Below are 20,065 nucleotides of genomic sequence, written 5' to 3'. Positions count from 1 at the left end.
AATCCGACGAGAAGTGGTTCATTTTGGCCAGTTGGCGAACGCCGCGTCTCGCACAAAAAAGGCGCCGACTCTCATCGGCGCCCGAATGCCACGAAGCTTTACTCAGCTGGGTTAATCGTAAAGCTGCCGCTTAAGATGTCGAAGTCGAGGGAACACGTCGGCACCCCGGCCTCGCCGCCGGTACCCGGCGCGTCGGCCGCCCCGTCGCCCAGGTTGTTGTTGAAGTTGCCGCTCGTCTTGTCGACCTCGGCCGCCAGCTGCGTGTCGGCGGGCAGCTCCAACGTCAGCGAGCCCGAGGCCATGCTGCCCGTCACCTCCGCAGGCGCCGCGTCGGGCAGCGAGAGACTCACGTCGCCCGATGCCTGGTCGAGGCCGATGTTCTCGGTGATGGCACCCTGGACGTGCACCCGACCGCTCGCCACGCTGAGCTCCGCGCGCTTGGCCGCAAGCCCCGTCATATCCACCTCGCCCGAGGCCACGCCCAGCTCCAGCTCACCACAGTTGAGATTCTCCACGGTATAGCGGCCCGAAGCCGCCTCCAAGCCGAACAGCTCCAGCTTCTCGCCAAGGGACGCGGGCACCGTGACCGTCAGGTCCTTCTGGCCGAACCAGCTCTGCGAGCATCCGGACAGGCCGCCATGGCCCTCCATGTAGGAAACGGACAGGATGCCGCCCTCGACCTCGCACACCATCACGGGGCACGAGCCACCGCGCACCGTCTCCTCCACGATCACCTTGCCGCCCGTCTCGCTATCGGGCGCCACCCGCACCTGCCCCGAGCCAGCCAGCCAATTCACCTCGATGGTGCTCACCTCGGAGGCATCCGCCTCGAAGCGGGTTCCCTCGGTAGTGGTTTCGTAGTTGCCAGGCTGGGCCAGGCTGGATAGCGCGCCATCTACGGCGTTGATGCCAGCACAACCCAGCACACCGCCGGGCCACAGCGGCGAGCTCGCGAACCACACACCCCGCCCGCAGCCGCCGAGCCATCCGCACACACCCAGGCACAGAAGCCCGATGAGCGCGATCTTCACCCAGGTGCTCGTCGCCAGCTTCATCGGGCACCTCCCTCAGACGAGGCGTCTTCACGGGCCGCATCCTGCGCCGCGCGCCCTCGCTCGACGACCCATTCGCGGTAGGCGGGGTCGGATTCCAGCGTGCCCACAATCCAGTAGTAGAACGGAATGGTAAGGAAGATGATCCAGCCCGGATGCCACCATCCGAAGCAGAAGCCGGCCAGCAAGAAGAGCACAGCGCACAGCAGCGGGTAGGGAAAGCTGCGCAGCGGGTCTTTCGGTTGGGGCGGCGCGGGCGGCGCGGGCGGCGCAATGGGCACCGCAGCCGCCGGGGGAATTGGGGCTGAGCCCCCGAAAGGTGCTGCCCCCACTGGCGGCACGGGAGCCTGCGGAGCGCCGTAGCCGGGCATTGCCGCACCCGGCATGCCGCCCGGCACTGACGGTCCGCCAGGGGAAGCGGCCTGCGGATAAGGCGGCGCAGCAGGCGCACCGGCAATCCCGGGCATACCGCCGGTCATCGAGCCAGCGCCCATGGCTGCACCGACCCCGCGGGCACCCGCGCTCGCTCCGACCCCCGGCGCCGGGGCGCTCACCTCCACGACCACCTTCTGGGCGCCATCGCTCTCGGCAGCCGCCGAGGCCGCCACGGCTGCCGTCTCGGCGCGCTCGGCCGCCGCGCGGGCCGCTTCGGCCGCTTCCGCCGCCTGGCTCTCGGCCGATTCGGCGCGCTCCTGTGACTCGTAGCGCACGTCTTCCTCAACTTCGGGGCTCACGCGCAACAGCTCGTCGAGCGTCACGCCGTACAAGTCGGCCAAGGCAATGAGGTTCCCCATATCGGGCGCCGACTCGGCCCGCTCCCATTTCGATACGGCCTGGCGCGATAGTCCCAGCTGCTCGGCCAAGCCTTCTTGGGAGAAACCACGCTCGCGGCGCAGCTCGGCAAGGCGTTGGGCGATCTCCACGTTCATCATGGTTCCCTTTCGTGTCCTGCGTGTTGTCACGTCTCGCCTTTCACCCTATGGTTTCCCCGGAAGTTGCACCAGCACCCTTTGTGGTCAATTTCAAAATCCCGCGGAACATTGTCGCGACAACCAGCGGTTGCCCCATATGCCACCTGGGAAAATGCCAGTCACTTTCTCAACGATACCAGCATACCAAAGAAAAGCCCCCCGCGTTCCGAGGAACCGGGGGTGCCCAAGCGCTGAAGGAAGGCGGTGTCGTCCGACTGCGGGACAACAACCCGTTCGAGGCAGCGGAGACTCGCTCGGAGCAACAGCGGCCCGTTTGGGAAGGGCGACGGTCGGCTTCGGCGCAACGTCGTCTCTTCGAGCCGTCGGCACGGCACGCGTCTAAGACAGCTCCTCGACAACGGCCTCGCGATTCCAGCGGCGGTGCCAGCGCTCGGAGGTTTTCACGATGATCATCTCCGCAAGTGGGATGGTGAGGAAGATGACCCACGCGGGATGCCACTGGCCCACCACGAAGGCCATCCAGAAGAACCACGCCGTGGCTCCGACGGGATACAGGCCGCAGAGCATGGGCGCCACGCGGCGCGACACGATGGCCGCGCCCACAATGTAGTACACGGGAATGAGGAACAGCAGGAACAGCCCCTGCCACCACGCGCCGCTCACCAGGCCGAGCAACAGGTAGGCTACCAGCACGATGCCCCAGAAGGGGAACTTCATCCACCGCTTGGCGAAGTCGGAATCGATGTCGTCGAAGGAGGCGCGCTCGAAGATGCGGTCGGCGGCCCCAGGCTCGGTGGCGTTCACGCGCACGCCGTCCCAGCCCACGTGCACTTCCTGACCGTGGCGGTCGCGCACGTGCACACCTTCGGCCCAGCTCACCAGCACGTGATCCTTGCCGTCGTTCACGCGAATGCCGTCGGGTCCCACATGCACGTGCCCTCGGCCTTCCTTCTCGAAGTTGAGTCCGTCGAGGCCGAACGACGCATTGTCGCGGATATTGGCCGCAGGTTCGCCTGCGCCGCCAGCGGCAGCATCGCCGCCAGCGGCAGCATCGCCGGCAGCCGCGCCCGCCGCGCTCCCGCCAGCCGCCATGCCAGCCGCGCCCTGGCAGCCCGCGGCCCGGTCGGCCGCCTCGAAGGCCACATCGTCGGCGATGGCGTCGTCCACGTACAGCAGCTCGTCCAGCGACACCCCGTACAGCTTCGCCAGGGCAATGAGGTTGTCGGTGTCGGGCGACGACTCCGACCGCTCCCACTTGGAAACGGCCTGGCGCGATACGCCCAGCTTTTCGGCCAGGGCCTCCTGGGACAGCCCTGCCTGCTTGCGGCGCGCGGCCAGGCGCTCGGCAATCTCAACGTTCATGGTGTGGTCCCTTTCTTCTGCGTTTGCCTTCCTCGACTGCCTCCGAGCCTATCGAAACGCCGCAGCCCGCGCGACCAATTCCCGTTGTCATTTCCCGCAATTATTGGTTGCGGAATGCCTGAGCTGGGAAAACACTGCCCTCTCTTGCGCGAATACCACCGAAGGCGCCCACCGCCGAGCACCGCGATGCTGGCCGGCCGCCATCTACTTCTTGTCGCGCAGCGCCTTCAGCTTCGCCAAGGTATCGGAGGGAATGCGGTCGGCCACCGTGCGCTTGGGGGCCACCTTCGGGGTGTCGTCGAGCCGCGCGTCCTCGTCGTACTCGCCCATCTCATGAGAGAACCCCTCGGCGCTCATGCGGTCCACACCACCGCCGAACACCGTGTCCTGAATGGCCGCATCACTCGTGACCACCATGGTCTCGATACCGCGCTTGCCGGCATCGTAGGCCAGCTTCTCGATCACCTTGTCAGCCGACTGCCCCGCCGGCGAGAAGACCACGTCCACGCCGCCCACCTTGGTGCGGCTTCCCTGGGAAAGCTCGTTGTCGCCCGCGTCGAACACGATGACGGCGCCCATGTCGCGCCCCGCGAAGTTCACCACGTCGTTGATGAGCCGCTCGCGCGCCGTGTTGAAGAAGTCGTCGGTGTAGTCCTCGTCGGCCCGCGGCTGCCACCGGTACCGGCTGCCCGACCGCAGCACGTTGTACCCATCGACGATCAGCAGTTTCTTCCGTTGCTTCGCCACATTCCCACCTGCAAGCTAGGCCCAATTTTGCCTAAGCCACTCGTACATGCAGGCGGTGGATGCCTGGGCCACGTTCAAGCTGGAAATCTCGCCCACCTGGGGCAGCTTCACGCCGAAGTCGCAGCTTTCCAGCACCAGGCGCGACACGCCCTCGCCCTCGTTGCCCATCACAAGCACGATCTTGCCCTTCAGGTTCGCGCTCCAAATGTAGTCGCTCGCGTGCTCGGTGGCGGCGGCTACCCAGAAGCCCGCCTCCTTCAGGCGGTCCAGCGTGCTCGTGATATTGGCCACCTGGGTCACGGGAATGTGGGAGATGGCCCCAGCCGAGCTCTTGTAGGTGGCGGCCGTCACCCGGGCGGCGCGCTTGTTGGGAATGACGATGCCGGCCGCGCCCACCGACTCGGCCGAGCGCGCGATGGCGCCCAGGTTCCCAGCGTCGGTGATGTGGTCGAGCACCACGATGAGGGCACGGCCGTTGTGCTCGGCCGCCGACTTCTCCGCCGCCTCCAGAATGGTGGTCACGTTCACGTAGCCGAAGGGCGCGGCCTCAGCCATGACGCCCTGGTGGCTGCCGCGCTCGGAGATCTCGTCCAGCTTCTTCTTCGAAACCTTCTTGATGGGCACATCCAGGTTCTTTGCCTTGCGCTGGATGTCGCGCACAATACCGTCGCCGGCGCTGAGGTTGTCGGCCATGAGAATGTACTTCAGGGGCACATGAGTGCGCAGCGCCTCGACTACCGGACGCTTACCTTCGATGAAATCAGCCATGAGCTCGCTTTCGTTACGCGGTCGCCATTTAACAACTGCCCAGTGTACCACGGAAGCCCCGCCTGCCACGGGACTGACAGCCCACGACCGCCAAAGCGCCACGGAACCCTGCCGCCAGCATCAGCCGACCGCCATGCGATCGCCCCAACGACAAGGACCCGCCTATGCACCGCCTCCATTTCCTAGACAGGGAAAGGGGGCGGTTCAATCAAGCGGGTCCTCTTTAGCTTAAGAGAGAGCGGTATCGCCGCCTAGTTGCCTTCCATCCCATTGAAGTAGGGATCGGCCTCTTCCTTGACCGCGTCTGCGGGCTTGGGAGCCTGAGAGATCGCCTCGGGGCTGGGAGCGTTGTCGCGAGCGGCGATTTCGGCCGCCTTGGCAGCGAACTGCTCGCGTTCCTCAGGCGTCATCACGGCCATCTGGGCCTCCAGGATGTCGTGCTTCAGCGTGGTCGCAAAATCGGCCGCATCGGCCTGCGCCGTGGCCTTCGCCTGATCGGCCGCCGCGCCCACGCGCTGAGTCAGCTCGGCGTTAATCTCCTTGCCCTGCTCAACGGTGATCTCGCCCTTGGCGATCAGCTGATCCACCAGTTCCTTTGACTTCTCCGCCCCCAGTGCCATCGCGCCGACACCGGCCAGGAACACGTCCTTGAACCCATCAGTGAGAGCAGTCATCTTCGGCCTCCTATCGTAGCTTCCTACTCGCGCCCTTTCACTATAGGGGCACGCGGAGGCCTCCCGCGCCCGCAAAGCGGCAGCGTTACCGCTCCGTCAAATGCTGATCGGTCAAATCATCTTTACTGACCATTGGGTGCGGAAAACTGGCTTGGAATCGACGGTTTCGGGGATGAAAAGGCACCTCCACTGGCCTTCTGTAATACCACAGTCCCTGTTTTCCCAGGTGGCGTATTACCCAGCCCAGCAAAAGGAAGCCCATCGTCCCCCAAATCGTTGATTCCAAGCCAAAAAGCGACTTATCGCTTACGCCAGGAACATCTTCATCACGACAAGCGCCACCACGAAACCAGAAATCGCGCCCACCGACAGCTTCAGGCCGTTGGACAGCGCCGGATGGCGACGGCTGAACGCCTGCTCATCGGCCTCCGGTTCCTCGCCCTTGGAGAAGGCGACGATCTCCCGGTAGGTCACCAGATCATTCTGTTTCTTCATGATCTCTACCTTGTTGATAACGATAAGGCCCATGATCCAGAAGGCCACGAACAGCACGATACCCAGCACCTCGCCCTCGGTGCAGTTGGCCGCCAGCGACGAGGGCCCCGTCGGCAGCAGGAATCCCACAATCAGGCAGATGAATCCTACGGCCACCAAGCCCCAGGCCGCCAGCGCCCAATTCATCATCGTCTTCCAAGTTTCCTTGATGGTCTTCTCCATAGTTGCCACGTCTCCTTTCACGAGTTCGTCGATGGACGTCTCGAACAGCTCGCTTAGCAACAGAAGGCTCTGCACATCGGGATAGGTTCGGTCGGTCTCCCAGTTCGATATGGTCTGGCGCGACACGAAAATGCGCTCCGCCAATTCTTCCTGGGACAAGCCGAGACGGCCCCGATGCTCCTTCAACGACTCCTTCAGCTCCACTGTTCCGTCCTTTCGCAATCAGAGTGACATGACGGGTGTCACCCTACCACCAAAACTCTTTGACATGGCCCCCCATCCAATGAAAAACCCCTGCCAAAAGTCTTTGACAGAGGTTCTGAACTGGTGTTTTACCACCATTCGACGCGCAGAGATTTCGCGTCCATTCGGCACGAAACAAGAAAGGCCCCGGAAAGCATAGGCTGCCTTCCGGGGTCTCCCTCTGATTGAAAAGCCTCGCTCCTAGCTGAAAATGGCGTCGAAGCTGCCGTAGCCGGCACCCGTATGGGTGTTGTTGCGCATGGCGCGGCGGGCGAAGCCCATGAGCTCGGCTAACACGTCCAGCGACACGTCTTTCTTCTCGCCGGTGCGGCGCAGCTTCACTTCCACCTTGTTTTCCTTCAGGCCGCGCTTGCCCACGACAATCTGCACGGGCCAGCCGATGAGATCGGCGTCGTTGAACTTCACACCGGCGCGCTCGTCGCGGTCATCAACGACCACCTCGAAGCCGATCTCGGCCAAATCTCGCGCGATCTTCTCAGCCATAGGCTGCACCTCGTCGTCGCCCACGGTCAGCGGCACCACGCACACCTGCGCCGGAGCCACCGACGGAGGCCACATGATGCCGTGCTCGTCGTTGTGCTGCTCCACGATGGCAGCCAGGGTGCGGGAAATGCCCACGCCGTAGCAGCCCATGAAGAAGGGAACCTCGTTGCCCTCCTCGTCCATGAACGTGGCGCCCATGGCGCGGGAGTACTTGTCGCCCAGCTGGAAGATCTGGGCCACCTCGATGCCGCGGGCCCCATCGAGGGGCAGCCCGCACTCGGGGCAGCCATCACCGGGCTTGACCGTAGACAGGTCGGCCCACTCGTCCACCGAGAAGTCCTCACCGAGGCGGGCGCCCACATAGTGGAAGCCGTCCTCGTTGGCGCCGACCACCCACTGGGGCACCGCCTGCAGGCTCGCGCACGCGATAACACGCGCGCTCTCGGGCAGCCCCACCGGGCCCATGGAGCCCTTGCACAGACCGAAGTCCTTCATCTCCTCATCGGTCAGCAGCGCAAATCCGGGCACCACGCCCTCGATCTTCAGCTCGTTCAGCTCGTGGTCGCCGGGGATGAACAGGCACACGAGATTGCCCTCGGCGTCCTTGCCGGACAGGGCCTTCACCGTGGAGGACTCGGGGATGTCCAAGAACGCGGCCAGCTCGGCGATGGTGTGCACGCCGGGCGTGGCGATCTTCTCCATGGCCTCTACCTCGTACAGCGTGGGGCGGGCCAGGCAGGCGCCAGCCTCGGCGTCGGCCGCATAGCCGCAGGAGCAGTACACCAGCTCGGCCTCGCCTGATTCCGCCAGGGCCATGAACTCGGCGGTCACGCTGCCGCCGATCTGGCCGCCGTCGGCTTCCACCTCGCGCCACTCCAAACCGCAGCGGTCGCAGATCTTCTTGTAGGCCTCGCCCATGGCGTCGTAGGTTTCCTGCACCGATTCTTGAGAGGCGTTGAAGCTGTAGGCGTCCTTCATAATGAACTCGCGGGAGCGCAGAAGACCGAAGCGGGGACGAATCTCGTCGCGGTACTTCGTCTGAATCTGGTACAGGTTCACCGGCAGCTCCTTGTAGGAGCGCAGCTCATTGCGCACCAAGTCCACGATGAGCTCCTCATGGGTGGGCCCGAGGCAGAACTCGTTGTCGTGGCGGTCGGTCAGGCGCATGAGCTCCGGGCCGTAGTCGTCCCAGCGGCCGCTCTCGTGCCACAGCTTCGCCGGCTGCAGGGCCGGCATGAGAATCTCCTGGGCACCGGCGGCGTCCATCTCCTCGCGCACGATATCCTCGATCTTGCGGAGCACGCGCCAGCCCAGCGGCAAGAACGTGTACACGCCCGAGGCGGTCTTGCGCAGCATGCCCGCGCGCAGAAGCAGGCGCGCGCTGGCGATGTCGGCGTCCGACGGATCTTCCTTCAGGGTGGGAGCGTACAGGTTGCTCATGTGCAGAATCTGGGTCATAGGGTCTCCAACTCTTCCATAAGGGCGGTCACGATATCTGACTCGGGAACTTTTCGAACGATTTTACCATGGGAGAAAACCACGCCCGACCCTGCGCCGCAAGCCACCCCAATATCAGCATCGGCGGCCTCGCCCGGGCCGTTCACCACACAACCCATGACGGCCACCTTCACCGGCTTGCTCACGGTAGCGAGACGCTCTTCCACCTCGCGCGCCAGGCCGATGAGGTTCACCTGGCAGCGGCCGCAGGTAGGGCAGCTGATGAGCTCGGGGGCGCGGCGGCGCAGATCCAGCGAGCCCAGCAGCGTCCAGCAGGCCCGCACCTCCACCACTGGGTCGTCGGTGAGCGAGATGCGCATGGTGTCGCCGATGCCCTCTTCCAGAAGAACTCCCAGGCCGCAGGCGCTTTTGATGATGCCCTGGAAGGCCGTGCCCGCCTCGGTGACACCGATGTGCAGCGGCGCCTGCGGCAACGCGGAGGCCAGCAGGCGGTACGTGTCGATGGTGGTCTGCACGTCGTGGGCCTTCGCCGACACCACGATGTCGCGGAAGTCGCACTCGTCCTCGAAGAAGCGCACGTACTCGGTGGCCGAAGCCACCAGCTTCTCGGGCAGCGTGAGGTCGTCGCGGGCCGCAAGGGCATCCTCGAGCGAGCCGGCGTTCACCCCGATGCGGATGGGGATGCCCGCCTCGGCCGCGGCGGCGATCACCGCGCGCGTGGCCTCCAGGCCCCCGATGTTGCCCGGGTTGATGCGCAGCTTCGCCGCTCCGCGCCGAGCCGCCTCGATGGCGATGCGCGCGTCGAAGTGGATGTCGGCCACCACGGGCAAAGGTGACGCGGCGCACACGGCCTCGAAGGCGTCCAGGCAGGCGCGGCGCGGGATGGCCATGCGCACGATCTCGCAGCCGGCCTCCGCCAGCGCCTCTATCTGCGCGAGGTTGGCTTCCACGTCGTCGGGCGCGGCGTTCAGCATGCTCTGCACCGCCACCGGCGCCCCGCCGCCCACGGGAACCGTGCCCACCATCACGCGGCGCGTGCGGGCGTGGGGCTTGGAGGGCTCATTGCCAGCCGCGGCCGTCGTAACAGCCCCGACAGCGCAGGGCTTCAATGCATCACTCATAGGCGTTCCTTACTGAGAACGAAACTGATTCCACCATTATAAAGCCGAGGACGGCCCGCAGGCCGTCCCCATACATCATCCATTTCGCCGTGCGCGGCAGGGCTTACCAATTTCCAAAGACGAAGCGCTGGATATCCTGGTTCAGCATGATGACGAAGAAGCCCAGGAACAACGCCATACCGGCCATGGACATATAGTTCATGGCCTTCTGGGACACCGTCTTGCGGGTGCCCTTCTGGAAGATTTCCACCACGAAGCGGCCGCCGTCCAGCGGGGGGATGGGCAGCAGGTTCATGATGCCGAGCGACACCGAGATCATGGCCATAAATTCCAGCCCCTGGATCAGGCCCTGCTGGAAGAAGTCCTTCGACATCACGGCGATGCCCACGATGGACGTGGAGTCGGACACCGTCTGGGCCGCCGTCGCGGGATTGAACAGGCCCGCTACCGCTTGCACCACCATGCCGATGTACATGAAGCCGGCCTGAAGCGCCTGCAGCACCGAGGCGTGGATGGTCATGATCTCGCCGGTCTCGGGGTGCTGCACCTGAAAACCGATGACCGAGAACACCAGGATGAACACCAGCATGGCGAACAGCAGGTTCGTGGCAATGCCGGCCAGCAGAATGACCGAGCGCTTCCAGAAGGGCAGCGAGCGGTACTGCTGGTGGTACTCGCTTTCGTAGAGCACACGCTCATCGTGCACAGGGCGCGCCTCGCCCAATTCGTAGCTCGGCAGCGCCGGCGCGCCGGCCGCGGCGGCTTTCTTCACGGCGCGCTTGCTGGGCGTCACGCGCGGGGCGCGATAGGTGTTGAACGGATCGGCCTTCGTGGGGCCCATAACGCTGCCCCACTCCACCAGCTCTTCCAGGGCCTCGTAGGCCTCATCATCAGTGATGCCGCAATCGCGGGCCACGTCCTCCATGTTGGCCGTACCGCGGCGATACAGGGCCGCCAGCACTTCCTGAAGATGGGGCTGCAGCGGGCCAGCCTCCATGCCGCACACCTTCGCGTAGCCGCCCAGCGGCACCGCTGTCACGCCGAAACGAGTCTCGCCGCGGGTGAAGCCCACCGACGGACCGGGCAGACCCAACATGAACTCGGTGACGCGCACGCCGAAGGCGCGAGCCGCCAGGTAATGGCCGCCCTCGTGAATGAACACGAGAAAGCCGATGGTGATGACAGCGCACACCAGCATAAAGAGAAAATCCACGAACGGTACTCCTTGATCGAGAGATGAAATCCGAAAATGCCGCCCTGTTCATGCGGCTCGTTTGTCGCAGCCATTATAAAGAGGCCGCCGGATGCGCCGATGCCGCGGCCGCGCTGCTGCGTGAAATAACTACAAGGCCCCTACGGCCACTTCACAGTTGCCCGAGATTTTGGCTGATGCGTTTTTGTCACAGCGATACGGGGCACTCCGCCGCGAAAAGCGGCTCCCAGGCGAATCGCGTGCGGCGGCCGAGCCCCCGCCCCCGCGGCTGACGTGCGATATCGCGACGGCTGGCAGACGGTCGTGCGACGGCGCTGCGACGGCGGTTCCCGAGACAGAACTGCGGTTCCCCGGGTCTACAGTAGAGCCCATCAGATCGGCTGGCCCCTTGGCATTCACTCTCCAACGCCCTTCTCTCCGCCAGTAGCCAGCCGTCTGACCTTTTGCCATGCAACGCGCTGCCCGGACAGCGCAGAAAGGAGTCCCCATGAACCGCAGCCATTCTGCCCCCGTCCACCGCGCGCCCCGAAGCATACGCACCCTGGTGAGCGCTTTGCTGGCTTTCCTGCTGCTCGTGGGCCTTGCGCCCTTTTCCGCAGGCGCGCCTCCGCAAGCCGAGGCGGCACCGCCGTCATCTCCCGTCAACGTGCTCCTGCACTTCAAGGATGCCCGGGGAGAAACCGTCGACTTCACTTCGTACGAGGCATCGGCCGTGCGCCAGGGTGACACCCTGCTCATTGCCGTCGGCGACGGCTCTGCCGCGCTCGACTTCCGCGATAACCTGCGCTTCGCCGTGTACGACCGCTACGCCGCCTTCAACAACCAACAGCAGGACATCACGGGCGACTGCTTCTACGACGAGGAAGCCGGCATTGTCAGTGTTCCCGCCCGATTCGAGGAGCGCCTCGGCGAGCTGGCCATCGTGTTCTGGCTCTCGCCGGCCCATGCGGCCTACGACCGCTTCATCACCTCTCAGCTCATCACCGACGCCGTGCAACTTGAGCACGAGGGGCGCCAGACCACCATGGCATCGGACATCGAGGCCCTGAAGGCCGCAGCCGAAGCACCGGCCACGTCGCCCCTCGCTGCTGCCGGCGAGCCGCTCCGCTCGGTTCCCTTTCCAGGACAGCCCGATGCCCATTACCAGCTAAACCCCTATACCCGCTTGGAGGAGTTCGACCGCGACCAAACGGAGAAGCAGATCGCCTATGGATTCCCCTCCCATTGGGTGGGCTCCTACGGCTTCGGGGCCTTCTTCGGCACCCATCGCGAGTTCACGGGCGGCGCATCTTCGGATACCGACTGGAACGCCCCCGTGCTCGACACATCGGCCTCCTCCTACGACGAAGTCGTAGAAGCCTACCTGGCCGAGACCATAGCCGCGCGCCTGGGCGCCGATGCCCAGTTCGGCTCCTCCAAAGGCGGCACCAGCTTCGTCGACCGCCCCGTCACCCTGGGATACGGATACCAGGACGACGGCTACCTGCCCGGCCACTCCCCCGACCGCAAGGCTCTCGCCCGCGGCGGCTGCGGCTCGTCCGACATCAACAACGGTGCCGGCACGCCGCTGCCCATTCCCGGCGGCGACAGCTACATCACCTTCAAGGGCGTCTACAACGGATCGCAAACCCAATATGCGGGGTGGTATATCTTCTTCTACAAGTTCGACGCCAAGTCGGGGTCAACCGGCAACACGTTCCAGGATATCGTCGGGTACATGGTGGCCGCCCCGCCCCACGGAGGGAACGTGCAGCTGACGAAGGTGTCCACCGATCCCGCCATCTCGAACGCCAACGGCAACTACTCCCTCGCCCAGGGCGTCTTCGCCGCCTTCACCGATGAAGCCGCGAGCCAAAGCGCCCGCGACCACGCCCAGGGACGCCCCTGGAAGACGTGGCAAGAGGCCCAGGCGTGGGCCGAAGCCAACGCCGACGTCACCTTGGTCACGGGCAACGACGGATCAAGCCCCGTCGTGCGCGATGTGGAAGCGGCGGACTACTTTGTCGTTGAGTTGTTCGCGCCGCCCGGCTTCCGGCTTTCCGATCAGATCAAGACCCTTTCTGTTCCCGTGGCCGAAAACGATGACGACATCTGCTCCATCGCTTTCGAAGACGTCCCGCAGTCGGGCTCCATCGACCTGCTCAAGGTGTCGAACAACCCCGACCTCACCACGGGCAACAACTGCTACACGCTCGCCGGCGCCACCTATGGCATCTTCGCCGACGCCGCCTGTCTGCAACCGGTCCGCAGCATCACCACGGCCCTGGACGGAAACGGCAACGGCTACGCCCGCGCCGACAAGCTGCCCATCGGATCGTACTGGGTGAAGGAGACGAAGCGCCCCCAGGCAGGCTTCGCCCTGGACCCGCGCGTTTACCCTGTCGTGGTTAGCGATCAGATCGTTACCCGCGTGAACACCGCCAGCGTGACCGATCAGGCGAAGCTCAACCCGCTTTCCATCATGCTGCAGAAGAAAGACGACCAAACCCAGGAAGCGTCGCCCCAGGGAGCGGCCACGCTGGGCGACGCCCACTTCCGCATCAACTATTACGACGTGAACGGGGGAACCGTCGAGTCCCTCAGCGCACTGGAGCCCCGCGCCCATTGGATCGTGCGCACCGACGACACTGGCTCGTTCCTGCTCGACCGCGCTGAATCGTTCTTCACCCACACCGACAGGCACGGCAACGAGACCGAGCTGCCCTACAAGGTCAGCGGGTCGCCCTTCTATCGGCTTTCTGACGGGCGCATCGCCATGCCCATCGGCACCTACACCATCCAAGAGGTGAAGGCCCCCGAGGGGTATCTGCTCGACGAGACCATCCGCGTGCGCCACATCACCGATGCCGACCACAACAACGAAGTCATCGAGACGTTCGAGGCCGAGCAAGACGGCGACCTGGTCACCGACCGCGTGGCCCGGGGCGATCTATCGTTCCTCAAGCGCGCCGACGGGGCCGCCAAGCTCGCCGGCATCCCCTTCAAGCTCACGTCGAAGACGACGGGCGAGTGGCACATCATCGTCACCGACAAGAACGGCATGGCCTCTACCCAGTCAACGCCAGCGCATCCCCATGGTGAGAACACCAACGGCAATGATGCCCAGTTCCGCGCCGAGGATGGCAGCTTCCGCATGCCGCTTACCCTTGATACGGAAGCCCTCGATGCCAGCGCCGGCACCTGGTTCGGCCTCGCCTCAAACGGCCAGAGCGCGCCCATCGACGAGCAGTACGGCGCCCTGCCCTTCGACACCTACGAGCTTGAAGAGCTGCCCTGCCCCGCCAACGCCCTCTTCCAGATGATCCGCGACGAAGTCGTCATCGACGAGACCGATGACAATCTCGTGGTTGATCTGGGCACGCTGAACAACACCGCCGCGGGCAAGCCCTCCATTCGCACGAGTGCCTACGACGGCACCACCCACGACCCCTACGACAACGAGATCAGCGCAAACGAGACCGCGACCATCATCGACCGCGTCACCTACACCGGCCTTACCCCCGGCGAGTCCTACACCCTGGAAGCCGCCCTCATGGACAAGGCGACGGGCGAACCCTTCCTGGTCGAGGGCGATCCCGTTACCGCCTCCACCACGTTCGCTCCCGAGGACTACAACGGCTACACGAACGTGACCATCTCCTTCGACGGAAGCGCTCTTGCCGAACGCACCGAACTGGTGGTCTTCGAAACGCTTTCACAGGAAGGCCGGGAAGTGGCCCGCCACCACGACCTGGACGATCGCCAGCAGACCATCACGGTGAACCCCGTGTCCATCGCCACCACAGCCCGTGATCAGGAAAGCGGCACGCATCAGGGACTGCCCGCCGAAGAGGTCACCATCGTTGACACGGTCACGTACCAAGGCCTGGTACCGGGTCACGAGTACCGCCTCATCGCGCTGCTGATGAACAAGGACACCGGCGAGCCCCACACCGTCGACGATCGCGTGGTCACCGTGGAGCAAGCGTTCGTCCCCGATGCCTCTGAAGGTGCCGCCGACGTAGCCATCACCATCCCCGGCGCCAACCTCGACGGAACGACCTTCGTCGTCTTCGAATCGCTGTACTACGAAGACCGTGAGCTGGCCGTGCACGCCGATCTGGAAGACGAGGGGCAAACTGTCGCCTACGCCTATCCCGATCTGCCCCTGCCGCCCACGGGAGGCAGTGCGGAGCCGGGCCGTCCCGCCCTTGCGCAAACCGGTGACCCCCTCACCTGGACGATCGCCGCACTCGCCGTGGGAGCCGGAGGAGCCGCCGTCATCGCCTACGCCGCCCGCCGCAACCGCCCCAAATAAAAGGCATCCCACGAAGGGGAGGCCGCTAACCCCTCCCCTTCGCTGACCTTGCCTTATCGGCGACAGCACCAGGACTGGGCCGTGGCGCGCGACCAGGCATCTACCTCTTGCAGCTGGGCGATACTCTCGACGGACTGAACACCAGCGCGCTCGTGGGCCTCCATGGCGGCCTCCACACAGGCAGCGATGTCTAGGTAGCCGATCTGCTCGGCCAAGAACGCGGCCACCGCCACCTCGTTGGCGGCGTTCATGACGCAGGGTAGCGTGCCGCCGGTTTCGCCAGCATGACGCGCCAGGGCAAGGCATCGGAACGTATCGGTATCGGGCGCCGCGAACTCCAAGGTTCCCAAGGTGCGGAAGTCCAGCGGAGCCACCGGCGCCTCCCAGCGATCGGGGTAGGACAGCGCGAACTGAATGGGAATGCGCATGTCGGTCGTGCCCAGGTGCGCCTTCACCGATCCATCGGCGAACTCCACCATCGAGTGGATCGCGCTCTGGGGCTGCACCACCACCTCGATCTTGTCGTAGGGCATGGCGAACAGGTGATGGGCCTCGATCACTTCCAGGCCCTTGTTCATCAGGGTCGACGAATCGATGGAGATCTTCGCCCCCATGTTCCACGTGGGATGGGCCAGCGCCTGGGCCGGCGTAATGGACAGCAGCTGGTCGCGCGTCTTACCGCGGAAAGGGCCGCCCGAGGCGGTTACCCACAGCTTCGACACCTCGCGGGCGTTCTCGCCCAGCAGGCACTGGTAGATGGCCCCGTGCTCGGAATCGATGGGCATGAGCGCACCGGCCGGCCCCACTGCCGGAGCCGTCCCGGCGGCGCGGCGCTGGGCGTCCACCTGCGCGGCCAGCGGCATGATCAGGTCGCCGCCCACCACCAGCGATTCCTTGTTAGCCAGGGCGAGCACCTTGCCCGCCGCCAACGTCTCGTAACTCGCCTGAAGCCCCGCAGCGCCCACCAGCGCGTTCACGACCACGTCGGCCTCGGGCAGCTGGGTCAGCGCCGCAACCGCGCCGGGCCCCACGCCGAAGCTGGGCTCGCTCGATGTTCCCGCCTCGCAGCGCGGCCGCCCCAACTCGCCCACCAGCGTCCGCGCCTCGTCGCAGCGCGGGTCGTCAGCCAACGCCTTATCGCCCACCGCTAAGTGATCCACGCCGAACTCGCGCGCCTGGGCCAGCAGCTCGTCGATGCGCCCGTGCACGGCCAAGCCCACGATCTCAAGCGCATCGCTGTGCCGGCGCACCACATCAAGGGTTTGCGTTCCGATAGATCCCGTGGAACCCAGTACGACAATGCGACGTTTGCCCATGGCAGAGCCTTTCAGTCGAAGGAACAGGCCTACGCCGTCGCCCTAGAACACGACGTAGGGAATGCAACCGCCGACCACCAACAGGATGGCCGCCGTAATAGAAGTCAGGAACAGCGAGTCGCTCCGATCGAGCAGGCCGCCATGACCCGGCATGATGGTGCCCGAGTCCTTGAAGCCGGAGTTGCGCTTGATGCGGCTTTCCGCCAGATCGCCCAGCACGCCCATGCACCCAGAGATCATGCCGAATGCCACGGCCTGCAAGATAGTCATGGTCACGCCCGGCACGAATGACATCGCGCACCAGAACAGCACCGAACCGATCAGCCCAGCGAGGAAGCCCTCCCAGCTTTTCTTCGGACTCGTGCGCGGCGCCAGCTTATGGCGGCCAATCTTGCTGCCCACCAGATAGGCGAAGGCGTCGTTGGCCCACACGCTCAAGAACAGCAACAGCACCATGATGCCGCCCCAGGGATCGGGCAGGGAAACGCGAATCACAATGAGCCCGCATAGCAGAAGCCCCGTATAGGCCGCACCGAAAAAGCTCACACCCACATCGGGAATGCGTGCTCGCAGCCAGAACACGTACCACACCAGCAAGGCCAACAGCAGCGCCAAGCTCACCAGCATAGCGCCGATCAGCCCCGCCAGATACACACTTAAGGGGTACAGCACCGCCGCGATAATGCCCAGCATCTCGTTGGGCAGCTTCGCATCCGATCGCAGCATATAGAAGAACTCGCCCGCGCAAATACCCGCCACGGCCATCAGCATCAGCACCATGGGAACATCGCCGGCCAGCACGCACAACACCGTTACGGCCGTGTACACCGCACCCGTGCGGAAGCGCACCTGCAGATCCGAGGCGTTCTTCAGCTTCTTCGGCGTCTTCTCCAGGGCCTTACGCTTCAAGCGGTCGCGCTGCTGCTGACGCGTCTCGCGCTTCTCCTGAAGTGCCTGCTGCTCTTCTTCCGATAAATCATAATGCCACGGCGGCCCGCACGGAGCCGATTCCGGGTCACAGGCCAACGGCGGCAGCTCGCGCTCTTCGTCGCTCTCGGTCAACAGGCCGAAGCCGATGCGCTCGCGCTCATCGGCGCAGCGCGCGCCATCGGGCTTGCGATGGGGCACGCCCTGGCGCAAGCGCTCGCGCGCCCGACGCGCCCGACTCTTTTTCTCGTCCTCCGAGATGCCGCCCTTCATTTAGGCCACCCCTCCGAACCGGCGGTTGCGGCCCTGATAGTCCAACAGGCAGCGCAAGAACTCATAGCGATCGAAGTCGGGCCACAGCACGTCGGTGACCACGAACTCGGAATAGGCGATCTGCCACAGCAGGAAGTTCGACACGCGCATCTCGCCCGATGTGCGAATCACCACATCGGGATCGGGCATGCCGCAGGTGTACAGCCCGCGCTCGAACATCTCCGCAGTCGGCGCCAGCACCTCGCCGGTTTCCTCGGCCACCAGCACCGCCTCGCGCATGCAGCCCTCGCAGGCTCGCAGAATCTCCTGACGGCCGCCGTAGTTCACCGCCACCACCAGCGTCATGCCCGTGTTGCCGCGGGTCTTCTCCCAGGCCTCATCGAAGGCCTCGCGCGTCTCGGCGGGCAACGGCGACAAGTCGCCGATGGTGCGCACGCGCACCTGCTCGGCGTGCAGCCCGTCCACCTCGGCCAGCATGGTCTTGGCAAACAGGTCCATCAGCCCCACAACCTCGTCTTCCGGCCGCTTCCAGTTCTCGGTGGAAAACGAGTAGATGGTCAGGTACTTCACACCCAAATCCGACGCGCAGCGGATGGTCTCGCGCACGGCCTCGATGCCGGCCTTGTGACCGCGCAGGCGATTGAGCGCGCGCTTCTTCGCCCAGCGCCCATTGCCGTCCATGATAACGGCCACCGACTCAGGCACCCGCGCAAGATCAAGCGCCGCAGGGTCAAGCCCCTCCGGCGGGTTCGGGAATATGTAATCCAAACTTTTAGCCATATCATTTCTCGCAAGTTCGCCCAAGGAAGGCAGCGAAGTTGCGACAGGTGCCCGGAATTGCGCTGAAGGGCGGCTGAGCGGCCTTCGTGCCGCGAAGGTAAGCCCTGAAGTGCACGGCCAGGTGCCTGTCGGAACCGCAGCGTCGGCGTTCCCGTCATTGCGTCAGCAACGACGGAACCAATTAGATCTCCATGACCTCGGCTTCTTTTTTCTTCAGCACTTCGTCCACTTCGGCGACAAACCGATCGGTCATCTTCTGGATCTCGGCCTCGGCACGCTTCGACTCGTCCTCGGGGAGGTTGTCGTTCTTCACGGCCTTCTCCACCGCCGTGTTCGCGTCGCGGCGAGCGTTGCGCACGGCCACGCGCGCCTCTTCGGCGAACGTCTTGCACTGCTTCACCAGATCGCGGCGACGCTCCTCGGTCAGCGCGGGAAAGGGCAGGCGAATCACGTTGCCGTCGTTGTTGGGGGTCACGCCCAAGTCGCTCTCGAGAATGGCCTGCTCGATGGCGCGCAGCACGCCCTTGTCCCAAGGCTCGATCACCAGCAGGTGGGCCTCCGGGGTCTTCACACCGGCCATCTGGTTCACCGGGGTGGGCACGCCGTAGTAGTCCACCTTGATGCGATCGAGCACCATGGCGTTGGCGCGACCGGTGCGCACGCCGGCGAAGTTGTCCTTCAGCGCCGTGACGGCCTTCTCCATGCGCTCTTCGGCGCCCATCAAAATCTCGTCGATATCTGCCATGGGGTCTTCCTCCTCTTTCCGAGCCCGGCGGGCTCTTGCGAACTTGCGTTGCTGCCGCGCCGAGCGGCTATTCCACCACAGTGCCCACCGGCTCGCCCTGCAGGGCGGCGCGGATGTTGCCGGGCTTCGTCAGGTCGAACACGATCATGGGCACGTTGTTGTCCATGCACAGCGACGTGGCCGTCGCGTCCATCACATTCAGGCCGCGGCTCAGCACGTCCATGTAGCTGATGCGGTCGAAGCGCTTGGCCTCGGGATGCGTCGTCGGATCGGCATCGTACACGCCGTCCACCTTGGTGGCCTTCATCACGCAGTCGACATCCAGCTCGCAGGCGCGCAGGGCGGCGGTGGTGTCGGTGGTGAAGTAGGGGTTGCCGGTGCCGGCGGCCAAAATGACCACGCGGCCCTTCTCCAGATGGCGAATGGCACGGCGGCGGATGTAGGGCTCGGACACCTCCTGCATGTTGATAGCGCTCTGCACGCGAGAGAAGATGCCGTGGCGCTCGAAGGCGTCCTGCAGGGCCAGGGCGTTCATCACCGTGGCCAGCATGCCGATGTAGTCGGCCTGGGAACGATCCATGCCCTCAGCCGAACCCGCCAGACCGCGGAAGATGTTGCCGCCGCCCACCACCACGGCCAGCTGCACGCCGTCGTGGACGATCTCGGCGATTTCTTCTGCCAGGTCATCAACCACTTTCGGATCGATTCCGTAACCAAGGTCGCCAGCCAGCGCCTCGCCAGACAACTTCAGCAGAACGCGATCGTACTTGTATTCGTTCGCCATCGAACCAGTCCCTTCGTCGGCAGGTTTTATCTAAACGGATATATAGTACCCGAAATGCCCCGCCATCAACACGGCGCCGCCCCAAGACCCGATAAAAACAAGACGGCCCTCCCGCAAGGAGAGGGCCGCGCATGCTCACGTGCGTTTGCCGT

16 protein-coding genes are annotated in these 20,065 nt (G+C 64.8%); 1 reads left to right on the top strand and 15 read right to left on the bottom strand.

Annotation, left to right across the window (positions count from 1 at the left end; genetic code table 11):
- Positions 1-98: 98 nt before the first annotated feature.
- From G503_RS0112460 to G503_RS0112415, 10 genes are all read right to left on the bottom strand, one after another.
- Positions 99-1,055 carry a DUF4097 family beta strand repeat-containing protein gene (locus G503_RS0112460; protein ID WP_028027817.1) on the bottom strand — a complete coding sequence of 319 codons (957 nt, stop codon included), beginning with the start codon at positions 1,053-1,055 and terminating at the stop codon, positions 99-101.
- Positions 1,052-1,984: a helix-turn-helix domain-containing protein gene (locus G503_RS16135; protein WP_235715569.1), complete on the bottom strand. Its 933-nt coding sequence runs from the start codon at positions 1,982-1,984 to the stop codon at positions 1,052-1,054. Before G503_RS16135 ends, G503_RS0112460 begins: the two co-directional genes overlap by 4 nt.
- A 378-nt stretch (positions 1,985-2,362) precedes the next feature.
- Positions 2,363-3,346 (bottom strand): helix-turn-helix domain-containing protein, encoded by a 984-nt coding sequence (locus G503_RS15265; RefSeq protein ID WP_035023103.1) that lies wholly within the window; start codon positions 3,344-3,346, stop codon positions 2,363-2,365.
- Positions 3,347-3,550: 204 nt separating this feature from the next.
- Positions 3,551-4,093, bottom strand: coding sequence for an NYN domain-containing protein (locus G503_RS0112445; RefSeq protein ID WP_028027816.1), 543 nt, complete (start codon positions 4,091-4,093; stop codon positions 3,551-3,553).
- A 15-nt stretch (positions 4,094-4,108) separates the two neighbouring features.
- Complete coding sequence (gene rlmB / locus G503_RS0112440; RefSeq protein ID WP_028027815.1) at positions 4,109-4,861, bottom strand: 23S rRNA (guanosine(2251)-2'-O)-methyltransferase RlmB; 753 nt, start codon at positions 4,859-4,861, stop codon at positions 4,109-4,111.
- Positions 4,862-5,112: 251 nt separating this feature from the next.
- Positions 5,113-5,535 carry a phasin family protein gene (locus G503_RS16605; protein ID WP_028027814.1) on the bottom strand — a complete coding sequence of 141 codons (423 nt, stop codon included), beginning with the start codon at positions 5,533-5,535 and terminating at the stop codon, positions 5,113-5,115.
- Positions 5,536-5,841: 306 nt separating this feature from the next.
- A complete protein-coding gene (locus tag G503_RS15260) occupies positions 5,842-6,456 on the bottom strand; it encodes a helix-turn-helix transcriptional regulator (RefSeq protein WP_051191274.1) in 615 nt (204 codons plus the stop codon).
- Positions 6,457-6,696: 240 nt separating this feature from the next.
- The gene (locus G503_RS15255; protein WP_084636637.1) at positions 6,697-8,457 is read right to left on the bottom strand and encodes a proline--tRNA ligase; all 1,761 of its coding nucleotides are present in this window, start codon (positions 8,455-8,457) and stop codon (positions 6,697-6,699) included.
- Positions 8,454-9,578: a flavodoxin-dependent (E)-4-hydroxy-3-methylbut-2-enyl-diphosphate synthase gene (ispG, locus tag G503_RS0112420; RefSeq protein ID WP_051191272.1), complete on the bottom strand. Its 1,125-nt coding sequence runs from the start codon at positions 9,576-9,578 to the stop codon at positions 8,454-8,456. The genes G503_RS15255 and ispG overlap by 4 nt, the downstream gene beginning before the upstream one ends.
- Positions 9,579-9,681: 103 nt before the next feature.
- Positions 9,682-10,791 (bottom strand): site-2 protease family protein, encoded by a 1,110-nt coding sequence (locus G503_RS0112415; RefSeq protein ID WP_028027812.1) that lies wholly within the window; start codon positions 10,789-10,791, stop codon positions 9,682-9,684.
- A gap of 487 nt (positions 10,792-11,278) precedes the next feature.
- Between G503_RS0112415 and G503_RS0112410 the strand changes: the two genes are divergently transcribed.
- Positions 11,279-15,088 (top strand): VaFE repeat-containing surface-anchored protein, encoded by a 3,810-nt coding sequence (locus tag G503_RS0112410; RefSeq protein ID WP_028027811.1) that lies wholly within the window; start codon positions 11,279-11,281, stop codon positions 15,086-15,088.
- 53 nt (positions 15,089-15,141) lie between these two features.
- On the opposite strand, the gene dxr is transcribed toward G503_RS0112410, so the two are convergent.
- From dxr to pyrH, 5 genes are all read right to left on the bottom strand, one after another.
- Positions 15,142-16,404 carry a 1-deoxy-D-xylulose-5-phosphate reductoisomerase gene (gene dxr, locus G503_RS0112405; RefSeq protein WP_035023100.1) on the bottom strand — a complete coding sequence of 421 codons (1,263 nt, stop codon included), beginning with the start codon at positions 16,402-16,404 and terminating at the stop codon, positions 15,142-15,144.
- A gap of 42 nt (positions 16,405-16,446) precedes the next feature.
- On the bottom strand, positions 16,447-17,313 hold the full coding sequence (locus tag G503_RS0112400; protein ID WP_051191308.1) for a phosphatidate cytidylyltransferase: 867 nt from the start codon (positions 17,311-17,313) through the stop codon (positions 16,447-16,449).
- A gap of 291 nt (positions 17,314-17,604) precedes the next feature.
- Positions 17,605-18,384 (bottom strand): isoprenyl transferase, encoded by a 780-nt coding sequence (locus G503_RS0112395; protein ID WP_028027808.1) that lies wholly within the window; start codon positions 18,382-18,384, stop codon positions 17,605-17,607.
- A 181-nt stretch (positions 18,385-18,565) separates the two neighbouring features.
- Entirely contained in the window at positions 18,566-19,129 is a 564-nt protein-coding gene (frr, locus tag G503_RS0112390; RefSeq protein WP_051191270.1) for a ribosome recycling factor, read from the bottom strand.
- A gap of 67 nt (positions 19,130-19,196) precedes the next feature.
- On the bottom strand, positions 19,197-19,913 hold the full coding sequence (gene pyrH, locus G503_RS0112385; protein WP_028027806.1) for a UMP kinase: 717 nt from the start codon (positions 19,911-19,913) through the stop codon (positions 19,197-19,199).
- Between the last annotated feature and the right edge of the window lie 152 nt (positions 19,914-20,065).

It is taken from the genome of Adlercreutzia mucosicola DSM 19490 (assembly GCF_000422625.1).
Lineage (GTDB): Bacteria > Actinomycetota > Coriobacteriia > Coriobacteriales > Eggerthellaceae > Adlercreutzia > Adlercreutzia mucosicola.
Note: the sequence above shows the minus strand (reverse complement) of the source record. Positions and strands in the feature narration are given on the sequence as shown.